Origin of the sequence: Paenibacillus sp. FSL R7-277, from assembly GCF_000517965.1 — a bacterium.
Lineage (GTDB): Bacteria > Bacillota > Bacilli > Paenibacillales > Paenibacillaceae > Paenibacillus_AQ > Paenibacillus_AQ silagei.
On sequence record NZ_ASPX01000008.1, the window covers coordinates 1 to 18175 of the forward strand.

Consider the following 18175-nt stretch of genomic DNA (forward strand, 5'->3'; position numbering starts at 1 on the left):
GGGCCGCGCGCCTACCCATCCGCTCACTACTCCACCTGCCGGACCTGGGCCGCTGCGACTGCCTATCCGTTCGCAGCTCCACCTGCCGAACCCGAGCGGAAGCGCCTCCCTTTACATGGGCATTCACACAATTGTGAGACGTTCCCGCTCTACTGCCCGGCTAATAGATGGAAAATCAACACTTAAATCATTGAGTTTTTCCCGGCGCAAAAGATTAGTTGGATAAAAAACACTTATTTTCCATCATTTTGTCTCAAGTAGCATATTTCAGCTGAATAAATGTACTTTTTCCAACTAAAGTCCCAACTCTCAGGAATCCAGTCAAATTAGATGCTCTTTTTCCACCTATCTCCACAGAATAAAGTTACTGGATAAGCGCCAATACATGTATTCGGTTTTTTACACACATTTGGTCCGCTTACCTTCGCCCCATCGCCCCAGCACATTGTATTCGGTTTTCCGCACACATTCGGCCCGCTTACCCTCGTCCATCACATTGTATTCTGTTTTCCGCACACATTCGGCCCGCTTCCCCTCGTCCATCACATTGTATTCGGTTTTCCGTACACATTCGGCCCGCTTACCCTCGTCCATCACATTGTATTCGGTTTTCCGCACACATTTGGTCCGCTTACCTTCGCCCCATCGCCCCAGCACATTGTATTCAGTTTTCCGCACACATTCAGCCTGCGAATCATCTCTCGCGCTAACTATACAAGCACAAATGGAGTTGTCCCCACGCAGACCTGCTGCGAGCGACAACTCCTTTGTACCTTCTCTATCCACTTACCTGATCTATACTCTAGAATATCCTACTGGTTTATACCATGCTCTTCACTCATTCACTCCAAGCCCCCAGCCCTTCGCTTATTCGCTCCTGGCTCGCCCTAAGCAAGCACCGTATACAGCAGCTCCTTCTCCTTAACCCAGGTGGCGCCAGCAGACTGGATGGACTGGTACTGCTGGATGTTCGTAATAATAACCGGCGTAATCGTGCTATAACCAGCCTTCTCGATCTCGACCAGATCGAATTCCATCAGGAGATCGCCGACAGCCACCCGGGTTCCGGCGGTTACCTTGGGCGAGAAATGCAGGCCTTTCAGCTTCACCGTGTCGATGCCGATATGGATCAGCATTTCCGCTCCGCTGTCGCTGACCAGACCAATGGCATGTCCGCTCTTCGAGAGCGAGAACACCGTTCCCTGGACCGGCGAGACTACGCGGCCTTCGGACGGCTGAATGGCATATCCTTTACCCATAATCTCTTCCGAGAAGGCCGGGTCGCTCACTTCGCTGAGCGGCTTCACCGCTCCGGCAATCGGACTGAACACCTCTTGATTCACCATCGTAGACTCAGCAGTAGCGCCGATTACAGTAGTGTTAGCGTCAGATGCGACAGGCTCGGCAGAAGTCACCGCAGGCGCAGCAGCAGCAGCTTCCGGCTCATCCTCGAAGCCGATAATATAAGTGACAATGGCAGCAACTGCCGCCCCGATGGCGAAGCCGATGACCGAATAGACAAAGGTCGCACCGAGAACCATCGGGATGCCGGAGAGCCCGGCGAGTCCGCCGATGACATACGCTTTTACCTTGAACAAGCTGAGGAACGCACCACCGGCGGCTCCGCCGATCAGGGCAGCGATGAACGGTTTCTTAAGCCGCATATTCACACCGTACATAGCCGGTTCTGTAATCCCCATGAAAGCCGTAATACTTGTGGACAGGGAGAGGGACTTCAGCTTGCTGTTCTTCGTTCTCAGTGAGACACCGAGCGCACTGCCCGCCTGGGCGAAGTTCGCTACCATCATAATCGGAATCATATAGTCATAGCCAAGCTGTGCAATGGATGCGATCATGATTGGAATCAGAGCATAGTGCATCCCGGTAATGATCAGCAGCGACATGGTTCCGCCCAGCAGCAGGCCTGCGAACAATCCCGTATTCTCGAACAGCCAGCTGATCCCTCCAGTCAGGCCATCTCCGATAATTACTCCCAGCGGGCCTACGGCAATCAGGGTAAGCGGCACAATGACCAGCAGCGTAACCGTCGGAACGATAATCAGCTTCAGGGAAGCATGGGTTACTTTATCAACGGCTTTTTCCACATAGGAGGCCAGCCATACTGCAATCACAATCGGAATGACGGACGAAGCGTAGGTTGCAGCTACCACCGGCAGTGAAGCGAAGGTAACAGGCTCCCCGGACCCCAGCAGCGTGGTGACGGTCGGATGCAGAATGGCCGCACCTATCGCAGCAGCGATGTACATATTGCTTCCCAGCTTACGGGCAGCGCTGATGGCCAGAACAATCGGCAGGAAGTAAAAGGCACCGTCCCCGATCGCCGAGAGAATGATATACGTGGAGTTCTCTGTCCCCATCCAGCCTACTGCGACAAGCAGGGCGACAATCCCTTTGATCATCCCCGCACCGGTAATGGCCGGCAGGATCGGTGTGAAGATTCCCGAGATGAAGTCAAACAGCTTGCTGAGCGGATTCTGCTTCTTTTTCTCCACCTTGTCACCGGAAGCCTTCATCTCAGGAGAAACGGACATATTGCCAATCAGCTCATTGTAGACCACCGGCACATCATTGCCGATAATAACCTGGAATTGCCCGCCGTTAATCATCACGCCCATAACCCCGTCCGTCTTCTGCAGCGCCGCTTTGTCCGCACGGTTGTTATCATTCAGATTGAAGCGCAGACGGGTCATACAGTGGGTTACCTGATCGATATTGTCTTCTCCGCCGACAAGCTTCAATATTTCTTTGGACAGCTCTTTTGTATTCATAAGATGTTGCTCCTTAGATGTAGTATGTTTTCCGCACAAGCAGAAACGGCTTCGCCGTCCTTTCAAAGGACGGTACCGCTTCAGCGAGAAATAGAAGGATAATGTATAGCATGAAACATATAAATTTTTATATTTAAAAAAACCTAAACGCCGATCAGCGGGGAAAGGCAGTCTTCTGCCTCCAGCACTGTCCGGGTTTAGGTTTTGCCTCTGTTCCGAGTTGCAATCCTGCACCACATTATTCTGTTATATCCTCATTACGGATAATCCGTTCAATATGAATGGTCAGATACAATATTTCTTCCTTGGACAAGACCCGTTTGTATATCTTGCGGGAATAGTCCGCTATCTTCACCGCAACCGCATGGGCAGCCGGGTACTGCTTCATGACCAGATCATGCAGCGCATGATCATGGTCCCGCTCCTCCATCGGAGTGCCCTGAACCACCCGCTGCGCAAAGAACTTCAGATGGGTCAGGAAGCGGTAATACCCGAGTGATTCTTCATCCAGCTCAATCAGGAAGCTCCGCCGGACAATATTCAAGATGTCCTTCACGATATTCGTGATACTTACCGTCTCCCGCATCTCACCGTTCATCTGCGCATTCACCAGATGCATCGCGATGAAAGCGCACTCGTCCTCCGGCAGCAGAACCCCAAGCCGTTCCTCGATAATTTGCAGCGCCTTGAGTCCAATGGAGAACTCCTTGCGGTACATCCGCTTGATTTCCCACAGCAGTGCATTCTTGATTTGAAGCCCCTGACGGTGGCGGTCGATGGCGAAATGGATATGGTCCGTCAGTGAGATATAGATGCTGTCATGCAGCTTCTCCCCGAGCACCGTCTCGGCATAACGGATCACTTCATCGGTGCATTCCACATATTCCAGCGGGATCTCCGAGAGAAGCGACATCAGCTTCTGTGAACCTTCTTTATTCTCCAGGGCGAATACCTTCTCGACCTGAGCATCCTCAACATCATCCCCGGCCTGCTTCTTGAAGGCGATACCGCGGCCCATTACGACCCGCTCCTTCCCGCTGGCATCGAGTACGGTGACCACATTGTTGTTGAGCACCTTAGCAATTTTCATTCCATCACCTTACACCGTCAGAGTAATAAAATCCCCCCGCAGGCGCGGGGATACAACATTATCGTGTTAAAAAAGGCAAAACCAAAACGGCATCAAAAGAGTGCCCGTTTCTGGTTTTGCCTGAATGAACAGTAACAATCCAGTTATTCTACCTGTAGCAGCATCTTAGCATATCATTGTTAATATGACAACACTTTTATGAAAACGGTTTATTAAGGCCTGTGCTTCTTAAGCTTGCCCCATTTCACCTACAATATTTCACCGTTCGACGAAATCACCTGCTTGTACCACTCAAACGAGTCCTTCTTGCTGCGGTTCAGCGTGCCGCTTCCCGTGTCGTCCAGGTCTACGTAGATGAAGCCGTAGCGCTTGGACATTTCCGAGGTCGACATGCTCACCAGGTCAATCGGGCCCCAGGCCGTATAGCCCATCAGCTCCACGCCGTCCTTAACCGCTTCCTTCATCTCCTTGATGTGTTCCCGCAAATAATCAATCCGGTAATGGTCATGGATCGATCCGTCTTCCTCCACCTTGTCATATGCGCCCAGCCCGTTCTCTACGATGAACAACGGCTTCTGGTAACGGTCGTACAGGTTGTTCAGGGTAATGCGCAGACCCACAGGATCAATCTGCCAGCCCCAGTCGGAGGCCTTCAGATAGGGGTTCTTGATGCCGCCCAGCAGATTTCCTTCAGTCGCCTCACCCTCCGGACCTGCCGACACCGTAAGCGTCATATAATAGCTGAACGAGATGAAATCTACTGTATTCGCAGCAAGAAGCTCATCATCCCCCGGTTCACGGACAATCTCAATATGGTTCTCGGCAAAATAACGGTTCATATAACGCGGGTACTTGCCGCGCGCATGCACATCCGTGAAGAACAGATTCAGCTGGTCCTCCTGCTGTCTCTTACGTACATCCGCCGGATTGCAGGTATGCGCGTAGCTCTCCATACGGGCCAGCATACAGCCAATCTGCGAGCCTGGAATAATCTCATGTCCGAGTCTGGTAACCAGGGCGCTTGCTACGAACTGATGGTGCAGCCCCTGAAAGACCGCTTGCAGCTTGTTCTCCACGCGGTCTGTAAGAATACCGCCTCCGGTATACGGGCTGAACAGCATGACATTGATCTCGTTGAAGGTCAGCCAGTACTTTACTTTTTTCCGGTAACGTGTAAATACAGTCTCAGCATACTTCACATAGAAGCCGACCACTTCACGGCTGGCCCAGCCGTTATACTTCTGTGTAAGACCGAGCGGAGTCTCATAGTGCGAGAGAGTAACCAGCGGCTCAATGCCGTATTTCAACAGTTCATCGAATACATCGTCGTAGAATTGCAGACCCTGCTCGTTAGGCTCGGCATCATCGCCGTTCGGGAAGATCCGTGCCCAGTTAATCGACAGCCGGAACACCTTGAAGCCCATTTCGGCTAATAGAGCAATGTCCTCCTTGTAGCGGTGATAGAAGTCAACGCCTTCGCGTTTCGGGAACCAGTCATCCGTCTCTCCGGCAAGAATCCGGGCGATACGCTCCGAAGAGATCTCCATGGAATGATCCCCTGTGCGCTTATCCTTTGGCACGAAGGCGATCATATCTGCGGTTGACAGCCCTTTGCCCCCCTGATCAAAAGCGCCCTCCAGCTGATTGGCAGCGGTTGCCCCGCCCCATAAGAAATGCTCAGGAAATCCGTTAAGTACTGTAGCCATAGTCCTTACCCCTTTTCATTATGATCTTTCTGCATGGCCTATATAACAGAAAAACCTAAACCTATGGCAAGATCATCGAGCCCGGCGAACGGGTTCAAATCAGTCACCATCAGTTTAGGTTTTGCCTGGCACGGCCAGTAACAATCCAGTAAACGATGTGTTTATGGAAGATTTAATTGACTCCAGCCTAACATAGCATCCAGCAAAATTCAAATGAAAATCCGCTCATTTTCCGTGAAGCTCATATTTGCGCCCGTTCCTTCTCCCCTAGCTGCGCGCCGTGAACTCGGTCACCGCTTCGCTCATCAGATTCATTCCAAGCAGCAGCTCATCGCGGCCGGGATGGCTGAAGTTGAGCCGGATACGGTCCGAGCCTCCGCTTACACTGCAGAGCGGACCAGGCAGGAAGGCTACCCCCTTAGACAGCGAAGCCCGCAGCAGAGCCATCGCGTCCAGGCCTTCAGGCAGCGATACCCAGAGGAACATGCCGCCGGCCGGCATATCATACACGCTGTGCTTCCAGGCCGGACGCTTCAGCAGCTCCGCCATCAGCTTCAGGCGGGTATTGTATTCGCGGTTCAGCAGCGCGATATGCTCCCTTAGATCAAAAGCCGACACACTGAGCAGATGATGCAGCAGGCGCTGGTTCAGCGAGCTGGACTGCCAGTCCGCCATCTGCTTGGCGGCAGCCATCATGCCGATCAGCTCGCGGCTTCCCGCCGCCCAGCCCGTCCGCAGCGCCGGCGCGACCGTCTTGCTGAAGGAGCCGATGTACAGCACATGCCCGCCCTCGCTGACATTCTCCAGCGCATATAGAGTAGGATATTTCTTGGAGGGGTGGCCCTCACTCCGCTGGAAGTGCAGATCGCCATAGGAATCATCCTCTACGATCAGCACATTATGTGAGATACACAGCTCCAGAATCTCTTGCCGCCGGGCAAGGCTCCAGAGCACTCCGCTGGGGTTGGTGAAGCTTGGCGCAGCGAACAGCATCTTGGGCCTATAGCTGCGGATCGTTCGGCGCAGATGATCCGGCAGCAGGCCGTCCCCATCCCCCTGGACCGGAATAATGACGGCTCCCTGCATCCGCAGCGCCTGCAGAATACCGGGAGAAGTCGGATTCTCAACCAGCACATGATCCCCGGGATCGATGTACACCCTGGACAGCAGATCGATGGCCTGCTGGCTGCCCGTTGTCAGCAGCACTCCGCCTTCGGTTACCGCCACCCCTTTGCTGTGGAGCCAATCTCCGGTCAGCCATTCGCGGAGCGGGCCATACCCTTCAGGCTCCCCGTACTGCAGCGCACTTGCATCTGTGGAGATCACGGTAGATGCCGCCTCAGACAGCAGCGACAGCGGAAATAATTCTTCTGCCGGGAGCTCCTCTGCCAGCGAGATCAGCGTACCCCGGCGTGTCTCCTTACGGATACTCAGCAGCGGTGAAGATAACAATGTATGTGCGCGCGAAGAAAACTCATACTTCATACGCTTCCCCCCTTTATCTGGTTTAAGAATATTCCAGTCCTGACGCCATTATGTCGTAATACAGGGATTATGCGTAGATTTGCTTGTTCTGTCTTGAGAAAAGCGCGAACTTCTCAATTGCCTGCGCTCTTGTCGATACTTCCAGCTTCACATAAATCTTGCGCAGGTAGTTATCGATCGAACGGCGGCTGACTTCAATTTCAAGTGCGATTTTGTCGTATGTAATTCCTTGCACAATGCGTTCCATGATGAACATCTCCGTCTGTGTCAGCTGCAAGACGCCTTCCAGCCCTCTGGAGGAGGCTACCGGACGGAAGCCCTTTTCGATCCATTCCAGCGGAATGGAGAGGAACCCTTCGCGGATGCCGCGGATCATCTGCAGAAGCTGATCCGGAGTGGCTCCCTTCGACAATACCCCGCTCGCTCCCAGTTCAATCAGGGGCAGGAATATCTCCTTATCGTTCTCCTCCGTCATGATAATAATGTGGGAGCACGGTGAGCTTTTTTTCATGTCCGGCAGCACCTGCTCTACGGTTCCGTCATGCATCTGATAATCACTCAGCACCAGATCAGGCCTTAATTCCTCCATGCCCGCGAGACATTCTTCCCAGGTAGCGAACATGCCGTCTACCGTCAGTCCCTCCTCATCTTCCAGAATTAATTTTGTTCCCAGCATACTTGTGGGATGACATCCCACGATGACCACCTGCCAGACCTTCGTCATTAATGCCCAGACCTCCTGCTATCTATATAATTTTCCAGAATGGAAAGCGCTGTAAGCGTTTCCTGTCAACACGCAAGCAAGGATCTATGCTGTCATAAGTCTATTCTTCCTACTTTTACCTTGAATACGTCCATCAGATATTCCAATCTATAGAAATTGTATCGCAGTAGTTTAACAGGATGCAATTACTTTTTGTCGTTTCTGCGCGGCTCTTTCACTTTTGCGAAAAACCTGAAAGTCTGATAGAATGAGAACTTGAAAAAATATGGCTTGAGGTGATGAAATGCAACCGCTAGCGGAATCGACCCGGGTACACTCTCGCCGGAGTGCAGAGAGAAGCGGCTCGTCCGTAAAATGGTTTCTACTGTTCTGGATTCTGATGATCACAGCCGGCGTATATGCCGTGTACAGCTACACCAATCATCTGAAGGATCAGGTGCTGAGCGAGCTTGGATCTCAAAGCCAGCAGCAGCTTACCGTTTTGAAGACCGACTACGAGTCGAAGATCGCCGTCCTGTCAGAACAAGTGAAGGAGCTTCAGAGCACCGTGCAGACGTTCAACGAGCTGCTGACCTTCACCAAGGATAATGCCAGTAACAAGACGGACAACAGCAACAAGCTGTACACGCAATTAAGCGAGGTCAAGAAACAGCTTGATACGCTCAAGAAAGAGATGGATCTGCTGAAATGATGACTCCTGTCAAAAGAGTGAACCGGTTCTTCATGCTCCTGACCGCTCCATTGTTCGGACTGCTGCTCTGTCTGTGGCTGTACCAACCTCCGCTTGAGCTTAAGCTGAATACCGCCCCTTTCGCAGCTGACCCCGGACCCGTGAATGAAACCGCGCAATTGAAGCAGGACCTGGCTGTGGCCAAGAGCTATGCCGCTTACACCATAGACTCTATCGGTACCAGCGCACAGCTCTACAAGCAGACCACGAACGCTATGAACACACTGGTCAGCACAGCAACGGCCCAGACCTCCCGTCCTGAGCGGATCTACAACCGCCGGATTAGTTCCCGGCTCGGCATTCCTGCCGATGTGATCAGCAGCGACCGGATTACCATTGAATTATACCGGCTGAACCCCGGCAATTATACAGCATACGCAATGAAGATTAAGCTGAAGGATACCTCAGCCATGAAGATGAGCCTGGCCGGTGACGGCACGGGCGCTTCCGAGACCACACTGCAGGCCGTGAACCGCTACGGTGCCTCGGCCGGTATTAATGCCGGCGGCTTCGCTGATCAGAACGGCAAGCGTTATCCGCTCTCGACCACCATCGTCGGCGGAGAATATCTGTACGGCTTCGAGCCCAGCTACAAGGATCTCAGCTTCGTCGGTCTGAACAAATCCGGCCAGCTGATCGGCGGCAAATTCACCAGTCGTGACCAGCTCGATCAGCTGGAGCCGGTATTCGGAGCAACCTTCGTCCCTGTGCTGCTGAAGAATCAGAGCAAGACAGCCATTCCGCTGAAATGGCAGCTGGCCCCGAAGCGGGCACCGCGGACCGTCATCGGTAACTACAAGGATAATCAGCTGCTGATTCTGGTCGCTGACGGATATAACGAGAACGGTAACTCGGGAGCAACACTGGCTGAGCTGCAGGATAAGCTGTACAATCTCGGCGTCATCGATGCTTATAACCTGGACGGCGGCGGCTCATCGTCCATGATTTTCCGCGGCAAGGTCATTAACAAGCCTTCCGACGGCAATTTGCGCCGCGTCCCAACCAACTTCTTGTTCTTCAAGTAATTCCGAGTATAACCGTCAATGCTAAATATCACATTTTCATTTATTTTTACAGATTAAAAGGGTATACTCAGGGTAACGAAGATCGTCAATAATGGAGGTGCCTGCATGTCGTTCTCCCTGACTTTTTGGATCGTGACCCTGGTATTTGTACTGTTTCTGGCTGGTATTCTTACTTCTTCCTACAACGACGACAAGACTAAGGGGCTGTGACCCGCCCTCCGCGAACAATCTGATGGACGTATACCACAAAAAGGAGCACCGCACGGATGTGTGCGGCGCTCTTTTTGTGTTCTTCACTATTCACTGAAGCCGAGTCCAACCAGCATCCATGTTATAAGACGCGCTTACGCGTTTTACCCTATGTAGATAATTGATGCGCTCTACGCTTACGCGTGTTTTGGCAGTTGGGTCATCTCGGTAAGGCAGCTTGAACAAATGTAACGGTCTTTATATTCGCTTACGCCTTCCATAGATCCGCAGAAGACACACTTCGGACGGTAACGCTCCAGAATAATGTGGTCGCCCTGAACAAGAATTTCTACAGGATCACCTTCATTCATTTGATACCTTTTACGCAGAGACTTAGGCAGAACAATTCTACCCAGCTGATCTACTTTACGTACAACGCCAGCAGGTTTCATATCTAACTTACACTCTCCTGTTCAACTTATGATTAGTAGTGCCATTTCTGACATCCAAGTTCACGTACCCTATTACTTTCTTCGGCACTAATCAACTATTTCGTTACTAAAATGTCGAATCCTGCTGAAAAAAATAAAAAATGATGTCAACTTTTAGAAAAGTTGTGGGAAATCGAGCTGCCGGAGCGCTTCATAGACCACAATCGCTGCCGAATTGGACAAATTAAGCGATCTGACCGCCTCGCTCATCGGCATCCGCATCGCCGTTTCCTGACCAGCCTCCAGGATCTCTGCCGGCAACCCCTTGGTTTCTTTCCCGAACACGAAGAAGTCTCCATCCCGGAAAGCGAAATCGCTATAGCGCTTCTTGGCCTTGGTGGTCGCGTAGAAGAACCGCCCTTCCTGATACTTCTCCAGTACTTCACTGAAGGAATTATGATATTCAATATTCACTGCATGCCAATAATCGAGTCCGGCACGCTTCAGCGTAGCATCGTCTGTGCGGAAGCCCAGCGGGTGCACGAGATGGAGATGGGTTCCTGTGGCCGCACAGGTGCGGGCGATATTGCCGGTATTCGCCGGTATTTCCGGTTCCACCAGCACAATGTGTAATGCCATAATACGAATGCTTCCTTTCTGTAGGGTCTTAAGGAGTGCGGCGGAGTAAGTATCCGCGAGTGCCCTCCATGGCCCTGTGATGTATTCTTGATGCTGCTTGCAGATACAGGCCGGACTCAATGATCCTGGCTGCGGGCAAGAAGAAACCTTCCGCTGCAAGGCGGAAGGTCAGGAACGTTCTTTCATTACCCTTGAGTTTGCCGGAAATGCTTCATGAAATCAGCCAGCGCCTTAACACTCTCATGTGGGACTGCGTTGTAGATCGAAGCCCGTAAGCCGCCTACGCTGCGGTGTCCCTTGAGGCCGACAAAGCCTTCCGCTTCGGAAGCTTTGATGAACTGCTTCTCCAGCTCCTCCGATTGCATCCGGAACGTTACATTCATGATGGAACGGCTGCCTTCTTCCGCAACTCCGCGGTAGAAGCCGTCGCTGCCGTCGATATAATCATACAGGAGACCTGCTTTGTCACGGTTTTTGGCTTCAGTGCCGGCAAGCCCGCCCTGTTCCTCAATCCATTTTAACACTTCGTTAACCATATATACAGAGAAGGATGGCGGCGTATTGTAGAGAGAGTTGTTCTTGTAATGAGTATCATACCGCAGAATCGTCGGAATATTCGCCGGAGAACTTGCGATCAGCTCTTCCTTGGCAATCACTACGGTAACGCCCGACGGTCCGAGATTCTTCTGCGCACCGGCATAGATCAGACCGAATTGGTTCACATCGAAGTCGCGGCTCAGAATATCACTGGACATATCGGCAACCAGCGGAATGTTACCGGCATCAGGATACTGTGCATACTGCGTGCCTTCAATCGTCTCATTCGAGGTGATATGCAGGTAAGCGGCATTGTCCGCAGCCTTGATGCTGCTAAGCTCAGGAATAGCCAGGAATTTCTTGTCTGCAGAGGATGCGGCTACATGACCGCCGCCTGTCAGCTTGGCTTCCTTCAGGGCTTTGTCCGCCCAGCTTCCTGTCATGACATAACTGCCGACCTGGCCTTCAGCGATAAGGTTCATCGGAACCATGGCGAACTGTGTGCTTGCACCGCCCTGGATGAACAATACCTTGTAGCCCTGCGGATTGCCGAGGAGCGAAAGCAGGCGTTCCTGAGCTTCATTATGCACGGATTCGTATATCGCCCCGCGGTGCGACATCTCCATAATGGACATTCCGCTCTCCCGGAATTCAACGAACTCCGCCTGTGCACGTTCCAATACTGCCAGCGGCAATGCGGCCGGACCGGCATTAAAATTGTATGCTCTCTTGCTCAAAATAACTCCCACCCTTTCTCTCCTATGAATATGGATATCGCTATGATAGCAGATAACGATAAACACCAGCAAGTATAATTATTCACATATGAGGTAAGCTAGGCCGCAATCAGGAGGCTGAAAACAGGTAGCTGCGGCTCCAACCCTTGCTGTGACGCGGTAAAATAGTGATGTCTGCAAAAACCTCGGGTGAAATTACATGCTTGTCTCCCCACAGCGCAATCCGCTCAGCAGCGAAATCTCCGCTCTCTCTGATGCAGGCCCCAGTAGGCTTATGGATCAGCTCCCAGTAATAGTCCGCCTCCGCCTGCTCCCAGCCTTCGAGTCTGCAATAGAATTGGCGGTCCGGTTCCCCGGCCCATGTCAGGCTATTCCCGTCTATGCTGAGCAAATTCTCCGTATACGCCGATTCCGGGGCCACGATCTGGGGCGTTCCCGGCAGCCTAAGCTCATAATCCGTCCCTACCAGCGCCCCATCAATGCCGACAAAATTATGAATATACTCTTCAATCCGCAGCGCTTCGGTCCCTGTATTCTCTATCCTGTAGGAAATATCCAGCCGGTTATCTTCAAGCTTCAATGTCTTGACCAGCCGCATGCTGTAGCCCCGGCATTCCAGCGGCTGCACAGTGTATGTCACCGAGTCTTCGCTCCACTCTTCAGTGATCGGGAATGGCTTAAGCGGATACTCCCCAACAAATGAATACGGCTCATCACTTTGCTTCTGCAGCAGCCCGATGCCGGGCTTGGGGAACCATTCCCCAGGAGCAGCATCTTCATAGCCAATTGCCCGGGAAATGCCAAACTCATTGCAGAGGCCTATCCCTCCAGTACCCTGCCCAGGCACCAGACTTTCCGGAACACAAAAGGTATGCCCGCCCTCGTCCAGCTTCACGCCTGTAATAAATCCTGTCCAGTCAAAACGGGTGCCTCCATAGGCTCCCACATCAGCAATCTCTACGGTCAGTACTCCATTGGATAGTATACGTGTCATTGATCTCTTTCCTTTCTGTCCTGGTTGGACGCAGCACATCCTATCATAGCATTTCCAAGCCCATTCTATACGGGTTATTTGGATATTAAAACGCCTGCTCCGCGCGGACCGGCAGAGCAGGCGATAGAATTCAGCAGCTCCGGCTTTAGGCCAGCTCTACCTCCAGCAGATGAATTTCTCCTTCAGGCAGGTCTGTCAACAGGCTGCGTGGAATCACAGCACCCTCTGAGACGCGCTGAAGCGTTACCTCAGCCCCGTTCAAGCGGGCTGCGTGTATTTGATACTCTCCGTATTCCGTGCTTCCAGAGGCCATATAGACGACTTTCAGCTCGCGTCCGGCAAAGATAGTCTTGATCGAGGCGCTCTTATCGCCATCAAACTGTTCATTCACCAGCTTCGGCTGCAGCAGCAGATCGCCGAGCTTGCCTTTGACGCCAAATACCTCAGTTACCATCGTCAGCAGTAGCCAGCTTGCCGAGCCTGTCAGATACGTATACATTCCTCTGCCCTGCTCATTGATATATTCCGGAATTCCGGGATACATCCGGCTCACCTCGAAGTTCGCACTCAGATTATACAGTGAATCCAGCACCTTGCGGCCTTCTTTGACGTATCCGCGCTTATACAGCGCATTGCCGTACATAACGGTCATGTGGCTGAACATGGCTCCGTTCTCCTTGTGTCCGAAGGCGAAGCCGAATGCCCGTCCCAGATTCTGCTGAATGCCGCCGAAGTTGCTGTTCAGACGGTAGCCGATTTTCTCATCGTACAGATTGCGCTCTACCGCAGAGATGATCGCAGGAATCTGCTCTGGAGCAGCAGCGTGGCCGAGGAGCGGGAAGACCTGACCGGTAAGCGTCATCCGTGTGCTCTCCGCCCATTCCCCTTCTACACGTTCACCGTCATTATTATAATAGCCGTTGAACCAGCCGTCACCGTGTCCGCTCTCTACCCATTCATTGCGGCGCAGGTGATCGAAGATCCATTCCGCCTTACGGGCGAGATCTGCTGCAACCTCTTCAAGCGTCAGCACGGCTCTTACCCCGCTCACCTTATTCGGTGCAGCAGCATAGAAGCGGCTGAGCAGCTCATGCTTGGCCGTCACCGATTCATAATCAACAGCTTGGCCGAGCGAGTCAAGCAGCAGCACCATCTCTTCGGCCAGCTCCAGCGTATCTCCGCCAGTCCGTTCCTTCAGGGTAACCAGCAGTTTGGACAGATCGAGCAGGTTGCTCGCATAGAAGGCTGTGAATGTAACACTTTCGCCCCGCTGTGCTGCCATATCGAGGCCATCGTTCCAGTCTGCGCCTTCCAGCAGGATGTTATTGTGCTCACCCACATTGAAGAAAGGAACCAGATTCTGCAGCAGGATATGCTCCAGAATAGTACCTGTATATTCTTCGCCCGCAGTTGTCCGCAGACTGCTTCCTGTCCCCGGCTCCCAGGAGGCGTCGCGGTCCTTACAGCGGTTCATGAAGGTATCACGGAAATAAGTCTGCTCCTGCAGCAGGAAGTCCAGATCCCCGCTCTGATCCAGGTATAGCATGGTAGTCAGGAACGGCCACGCACCATGGTCCATCCAGACCCGGGGAATATTGTTGCGGTCGGCAATGAATTCGCCCGGCTGCTGCCCGATGATCGTCGCATTGCTGCCGTCAATTCGAACTCCGGCATAGTTGTTCAGCAGCAGGCTGCGCACATCCGCAGGCTCCATAATCAACAGAGCCAGGCAATCCTGCCAGAGATCGCGCCAGCCGCGTCCCCCTCTGCCATAATCGTGGTAAGGCAGGAACGAGTTGCCGTATAGCCTGCGCAGCACCGGCTGCAGCGTGACCCATTTCATCCATTCGTCGGCGGCGTGATCTCCGGTATGGAATTCTACCGTATTGACTTTATCCGCCCAGAAGCGTTTATTCTCATCAAGCAACGCGTCAAAAGCCGCAGCAGAGCCATATTTGGCCATCAGCGCTTGCACATCGATTCTCTCATTGTCAATCGCCATGACTACGACATAAGAATGACTCTGACCCGGTTCCAAAGTGATTGCGGCGAACCGCAAACCACCCAGCGCCTCATATCCTTCCCAAGGCACTCCGCCATCCTCCCCAATCGGCGGCGCCAGATTGTTCACAACCGCTTCCGGCCAGTCCAGGCTCCCGCCCTCGCCGATGAATTCCTCCTGCACCGGGAATAATCCGGTTGGCAGCGCTCCGCCCTCACCAGCCCCGAATACCCCGTACGAAGTATGATTCACCCGGTGGCCGCGTTCGTCGAAGGACAGCGCAGGCTGCACCTCTACTCCATACGCCGAAGTATAGATCCGGTTCAGCAGCGAGGTGACATGCCGGTGATCGCGCAGATCATCCGCAGAACGCGCATACAACGGAATAGCCGCTGTAGATGTCAGCGTAAGCGCCTCTGTACCGCTGTTCGTAAGTACCACCTTCATCAGCTCAACCTTGTCGTTGCCGCAGGGTACGAAGCTTGTGATCTCCGCTCTCAGCCCCAGCTCCTTACTCTCCCGCGTCACCCGATGCCACAGAAGTCCTGCCTCCAGCAAGGATTCATCTGCTGCTTCGCCATAGAACGCCGCATTCTGCCGTGCAGAATTGCCGGCAGCCGACCAGGCGCCCTTGCCTTCAATGTACACCCAGAAATTGCGCGAGGCGCGGGAGTTATGCAGATCCTCCACGGAGATTGGCGGTGTCAGAAAGGTATTATGGCCCGAAGTGGCCTGACCATGCAGCTTAGGACTGACCGAGGACATCATGCCCCCTTCATTCACCAGCGGAAAATATAAAAAGCTGCTCCGGTCCGGCTGCTCCAGCCGAAAGTCCCCGTTATTCCCGGTGAAGCTCCAGCCTGATCTTGACACCTTTGATTGCTCCTTCAATACATTCATCCTCCCTTTTCCTAACAGCAGATGTATTCTTAATTGCGTATGACCACATAATCGCAAAGCCCGGTACCGCTTTCCGAAATCGGTTTCGGTTTCATTATTACACCGTTATTTCCCTTTGTAAAGCGTTATTTGTGACTTATGAGCAGAGATTAATGTGCAAAATTAATACTATAAAGCTCAGATAATCACATATAATTGTAGTTTTATTACATTAATACTATTTTAGTAACGAAAATTTACGAAACCACAATATTAAGCTATTTGTAACAAGTACGAACGGGGTTCCACATTTGCTCAACTAGCACACATTCTCCGAATTCAGGTGTACTAATGCTCTTCATTTAGCTCATTTGTCCACTTTTGCTGAATTCAGGTGCACTCAGCCCGACCTGCCGACGCCAGGAGCTTGCCTCCATGCAAAAAAGCCCCCGGAATCAAAAGATTCCAGGGGCTTCTCTATCCAACTAGTTTTACACTAGCTTATCTTATAAGCTTATACGTCGAAGTACAGGGAGTATTCATGCGGATGAACGCGGATGGCAACGGCTTGAGCTTCGGAACGCTTCAGGGCGATATAGTTATCGATGAAGTCTTTGGTGAATACGCCGCCCTCTGTCAGGAATTCGAAGTCAGCCTCCAGTGCATCCAGAGCTTCGTCCAGGGTACCCGGAACGCTGCGGATCTTCTCTTTGTCTGCATCAGACAATTCGTAGATGTTCTTGTCCAGCGGACCGTAGCCCATTTCTTCAGGGTTGATCTTCTTCTTAATTCCGTCCAGACCAGCCATCAGCATAGCGGAGAAGGCCAGGTATGGGTTAGCCGTAGAGTCCGGTGTACGGAATTCGATGCGACAGCCCTTAGGTGTCACAGCAGCTACCGGGATACGGACAGCAGCGGAACGGTTCCCCTTGGAATAGACCAGGTTGACCGGTGCTTCATAGCCAGGAACCAGACGCTTGAACGAGTTGGTGCTTGGGTTCGTCAGCGCGATCAATGCAGGAGCATGATACAGGATACCGCCGATGTAGTGCAGCGCCATTTCACTCAGGTTGGCATAAGCACCTTTTTCATAGAACAAAGGCTCGCTGCCGTTGAAGATCGATTGGTGAACGTGCATTCCGCTACCGTTATCGCCGAACAGCGGTTTTGGCATGAAGGTGGCTACCTTGCCGTATTGGCGTGCAGTGTTCTGCACAATGTATTTGTAAGTGAGGAGATTATCAGCTGTTTTCTTCAAGGTATCGAAACGGAAGTTGATTTCCGCCTGACCTGCTGTTGCTACTTCGTGATGGTGACGCTCAATTTCGAGGCCCGCTTCACCAAGCAAACGGCACATTTCACTGCGGATATCCTGCTGGGAATCCACTGGAGCTACAGGCACGTATCCACCCTTCACGCCAACCTTGAATGCCATGTTGCCGCCTTCTTCCTTACGGCCTGTGTTCCATGCTGCTTCTTCGGAATCCACATAGAAGGAGGAAGTGTTCATTCCGCTCTCGTAACGGACATCGTCGAAGATGAAGAACTCGGATTCAGGTGCGAAGAATGCTGCTGTACCTACACCGCTGGATTGCAGGAATTCTTCAGCCTTCACTGCGATACCGCGCGGGTCGCGCTCATAACGTTCGCCATCAGGCGTGAAAATGTCGCACATAATGTTCAGTGTCGGGTGAGCAGTGAACGGGTCAATGTAAGTGGTGCTTGGATCAGGCATCATTACCATATCCGACTCTTCAATCCCCCGGAAGCCTGTAATGGAAGAACCATCGAATGCTACTCCATTTACAAAGGTTTCTTCTTCAACTGCGGATGCTGGCAAAGAGATATGGTGAGCACGTCCACCCAAATCTACAAACCGGAAATCCACCCACTCGATATTGTTTTCCTTGATCGTCTGCAATACTTTTTCAACCGACATGCTTAATTCCTCCCCAGATTCCGAACATTAGGCCGCTCATCGTATCAAATGTTCTTGTTTTTATTTTTTTGCTGTCGTCATTATAAATCGCATACCTAACATCGTCAATGCTTATGTCAGGTATTTCTTGCGACAATGTGAGATATTCTGACGCTTTGGTGAAAATACCAATTTCATCCGGATTCCATGTCACCTTTGTCCAATATGCAGCAAAAACAGCTCTCATCCTCCGGCCTGAAGCGGGAGAAGAGAGCTGTTCAATAGTCATTATTCGTTGAC

General features: G+C 52.2%; 15 protein-coding genes. 2 read left to right on the top strand and 13 right to left on the bottom strand.

What is annotated here, in order from left to right:
- Positions 1–399: 399 nt before the first annotated feature.
- The 6 genes from C173_RS03005 to C173_RS03030 form a co-directional block, all read right to left on the bottom strand.
- Positions 400–678 (bottom strand): hypothetical protein, encoded by a 279-nt coding sequence (locus C173_RS03005; protein WP_036722342.1) that lies wholly within the window; start codon positions 676–678, stop codon positions 400–402.
- A gap of 209 nt (positions 679–887) precedes the next feature.
- Complete coding sequence (locus C173_RS03010; protein ID WP_036722345.1) at positions 888–2789, bottom strand: beta-glucoside-specific PTS transporter subunit IIABC; 1902 nt, start codon at positions 2787–2789, stop codon at positions 888–890.
- A 238-nt stretch (positions 2790–3027) separates the two neighbouring features.
- Positions 3028–3879 (bottom strand): BglG family transcription antiterminator LicT, encoded by an 852-nt coding sequence (licT, locus tag C173_RS03015; protein ID WP_036722348.1) that lies wholly within the window; start codon positions 3877–3879, stop codon positions 3028–3030.
- Between the two features lie 248 nt (positions 3880–4127).
- Positions 4128–5585, bottom strand: a complete 1458-nt coding sequence (locus tag C173_RS03020) for a glycoside hydrolase family 1 protein (protein ID WP_036722350.1) — start codon at positions 5583–5585, stop codon at positions 4128–4130.
- A 267-nt stretch (positions 5586–5852) separates the two neighbouring features.
- Entirely contained in the window at positions 5853–7070 is a 1218-nt protein-coding gene (locus C173_RS03025; RefSeq protein ID WP_036722351.1) for an aminotransferase-like domain-containing protein, read from the bottom strand.
- A 67-nt stretch (positions 7071–7137) separates the two neighbouring features.
- Positions 7138–7794, bottom strand: a complete 657-nt coding sequence (locus tag C173_RS03030; protein WP_036722353.1) for a response regulator transcription factor — start codon at positions 7792–7794, stop codon at positions 7138–7140.
- Positions 7795–8077: 283 nt separating this feature from the next.
- On the opposite strand from C173_RS03030, the gene C173_RS03035 reads away from it, so the two are divergent.
- Entirely contained in the window at positions 8078–8485 is a 408-nt protein-coding gene (locus tag C173_RS03035) for a hypothetical protein (RefSeq protein ID WP_036722356.1), read from the top strand.
- On the top strand, positions 8482–9549 hold the full coding sequence (locus tag C173_RS03040; protein ID WP_036722359.1) for a phosphodiester glycosidase family protein: 1068 nt from the start codon (positions 8482–8484) through the stop codon (positions 9547–9549). The genes C173_RS03035 and C173_RS03040 overlap by 4 nt, the downstream gene beginning before the upstream one ends.
- Before the next feature lie 386 nt (positions 9550–9935).
- Here the strand turns inward: C173_RS03040 and C173_RS03045 are convergent, their stop codons facing one another.
- The 7 genes from C173_RS03045 to C173_RS03075 form a co-directional block, all read right to left on the bottom strand.
- The gene (locus tag C173_RS03045; protein ID WP_036697751.1) at positions 9936–10190 is read right to left on the bottom strand and encodes an AbrB/MazE/SpoVT family DNA-binding domain-containing protein; all 255 of its coding nucleotides are present in this window, start codon (positions 10188–10190) and stop codon (positions 9936–9938) included.
- 153 nt (positions 10191–10343) lie between these two features.
- Complete coding sequence (gene trmL, locus C173_RS03050; protein ID WP_036697752.1) at positions 10344–10808, bottom strand: tRNA (uridine(34)/cytosine(34)/5-carboxymethylaminomethyluridine(34)-2'-O)-methyltransferase TrmL; 465 nt, start codon at positions 10806–10808, stop codon at positions 10344–10346.
- A 185-nt stretch (positions 10809–10993) separates the two neighbouring features.
- The gene (gene serC / locus C173_RS03055) at positions 10994–12085 is read right to left on the bottom strand and encodes a 3-phosphoserine/phosphohydroxythreonine transaminase (protein WP_036722639.1); all 1092 of its coding nucleotides are present in this window, start codon (positions 12083–12085) and stop codon (positions 10994–10996) included.
- Between the two features lie 106 nt (positions 12086–12191).
- On the bottom strand, positions 12192–13076 hold the full coding sequence (locus tag C173_RS03060; RefSeq protein WP_036722361.1) for a hypothetical protein: 885 nt from the start codon (positions 13074–13076) through the stop codon (positions 12192–12194).
- Positions 13077–13221: 145 nt separating this feature from the next.
- Complete coding sequence (locus C173_RS03065; protein ID WP_036722641.1) at positions 13222–15969, bottom strand: GH36-type glycosyl hydrolase domain-containing protein; 2748 nt, start codon at positions 15967–15969, stop codon at positions 13222–13224.
- A gap of 502 nt (positions 15970–16471) precedes the next feature.
- Positions 16472–17896, bottom strand: a complete 1425-nt coding sequence (glnA, locus tag C173_RS03070) for a type I glutamate--ammonia ligase (protein WP_036722362.1) — start codon at positions 17894–17896, stop codon at positions 16472–16474.
- Entirely contained in the window at positions 17886–18164 is a 279-nt protein-coding gene (locus C173_RS03075; RefSeq protein ID WP_036722364.1) for a hypothetical protein, read from the bottom strand. Before C173_RS03075 ends, glnA begins: the two co-directional genes overlap by 11 nt.
- Between the last annotated feature and the right edge of the window lie 11 nt (positions 18165–18175).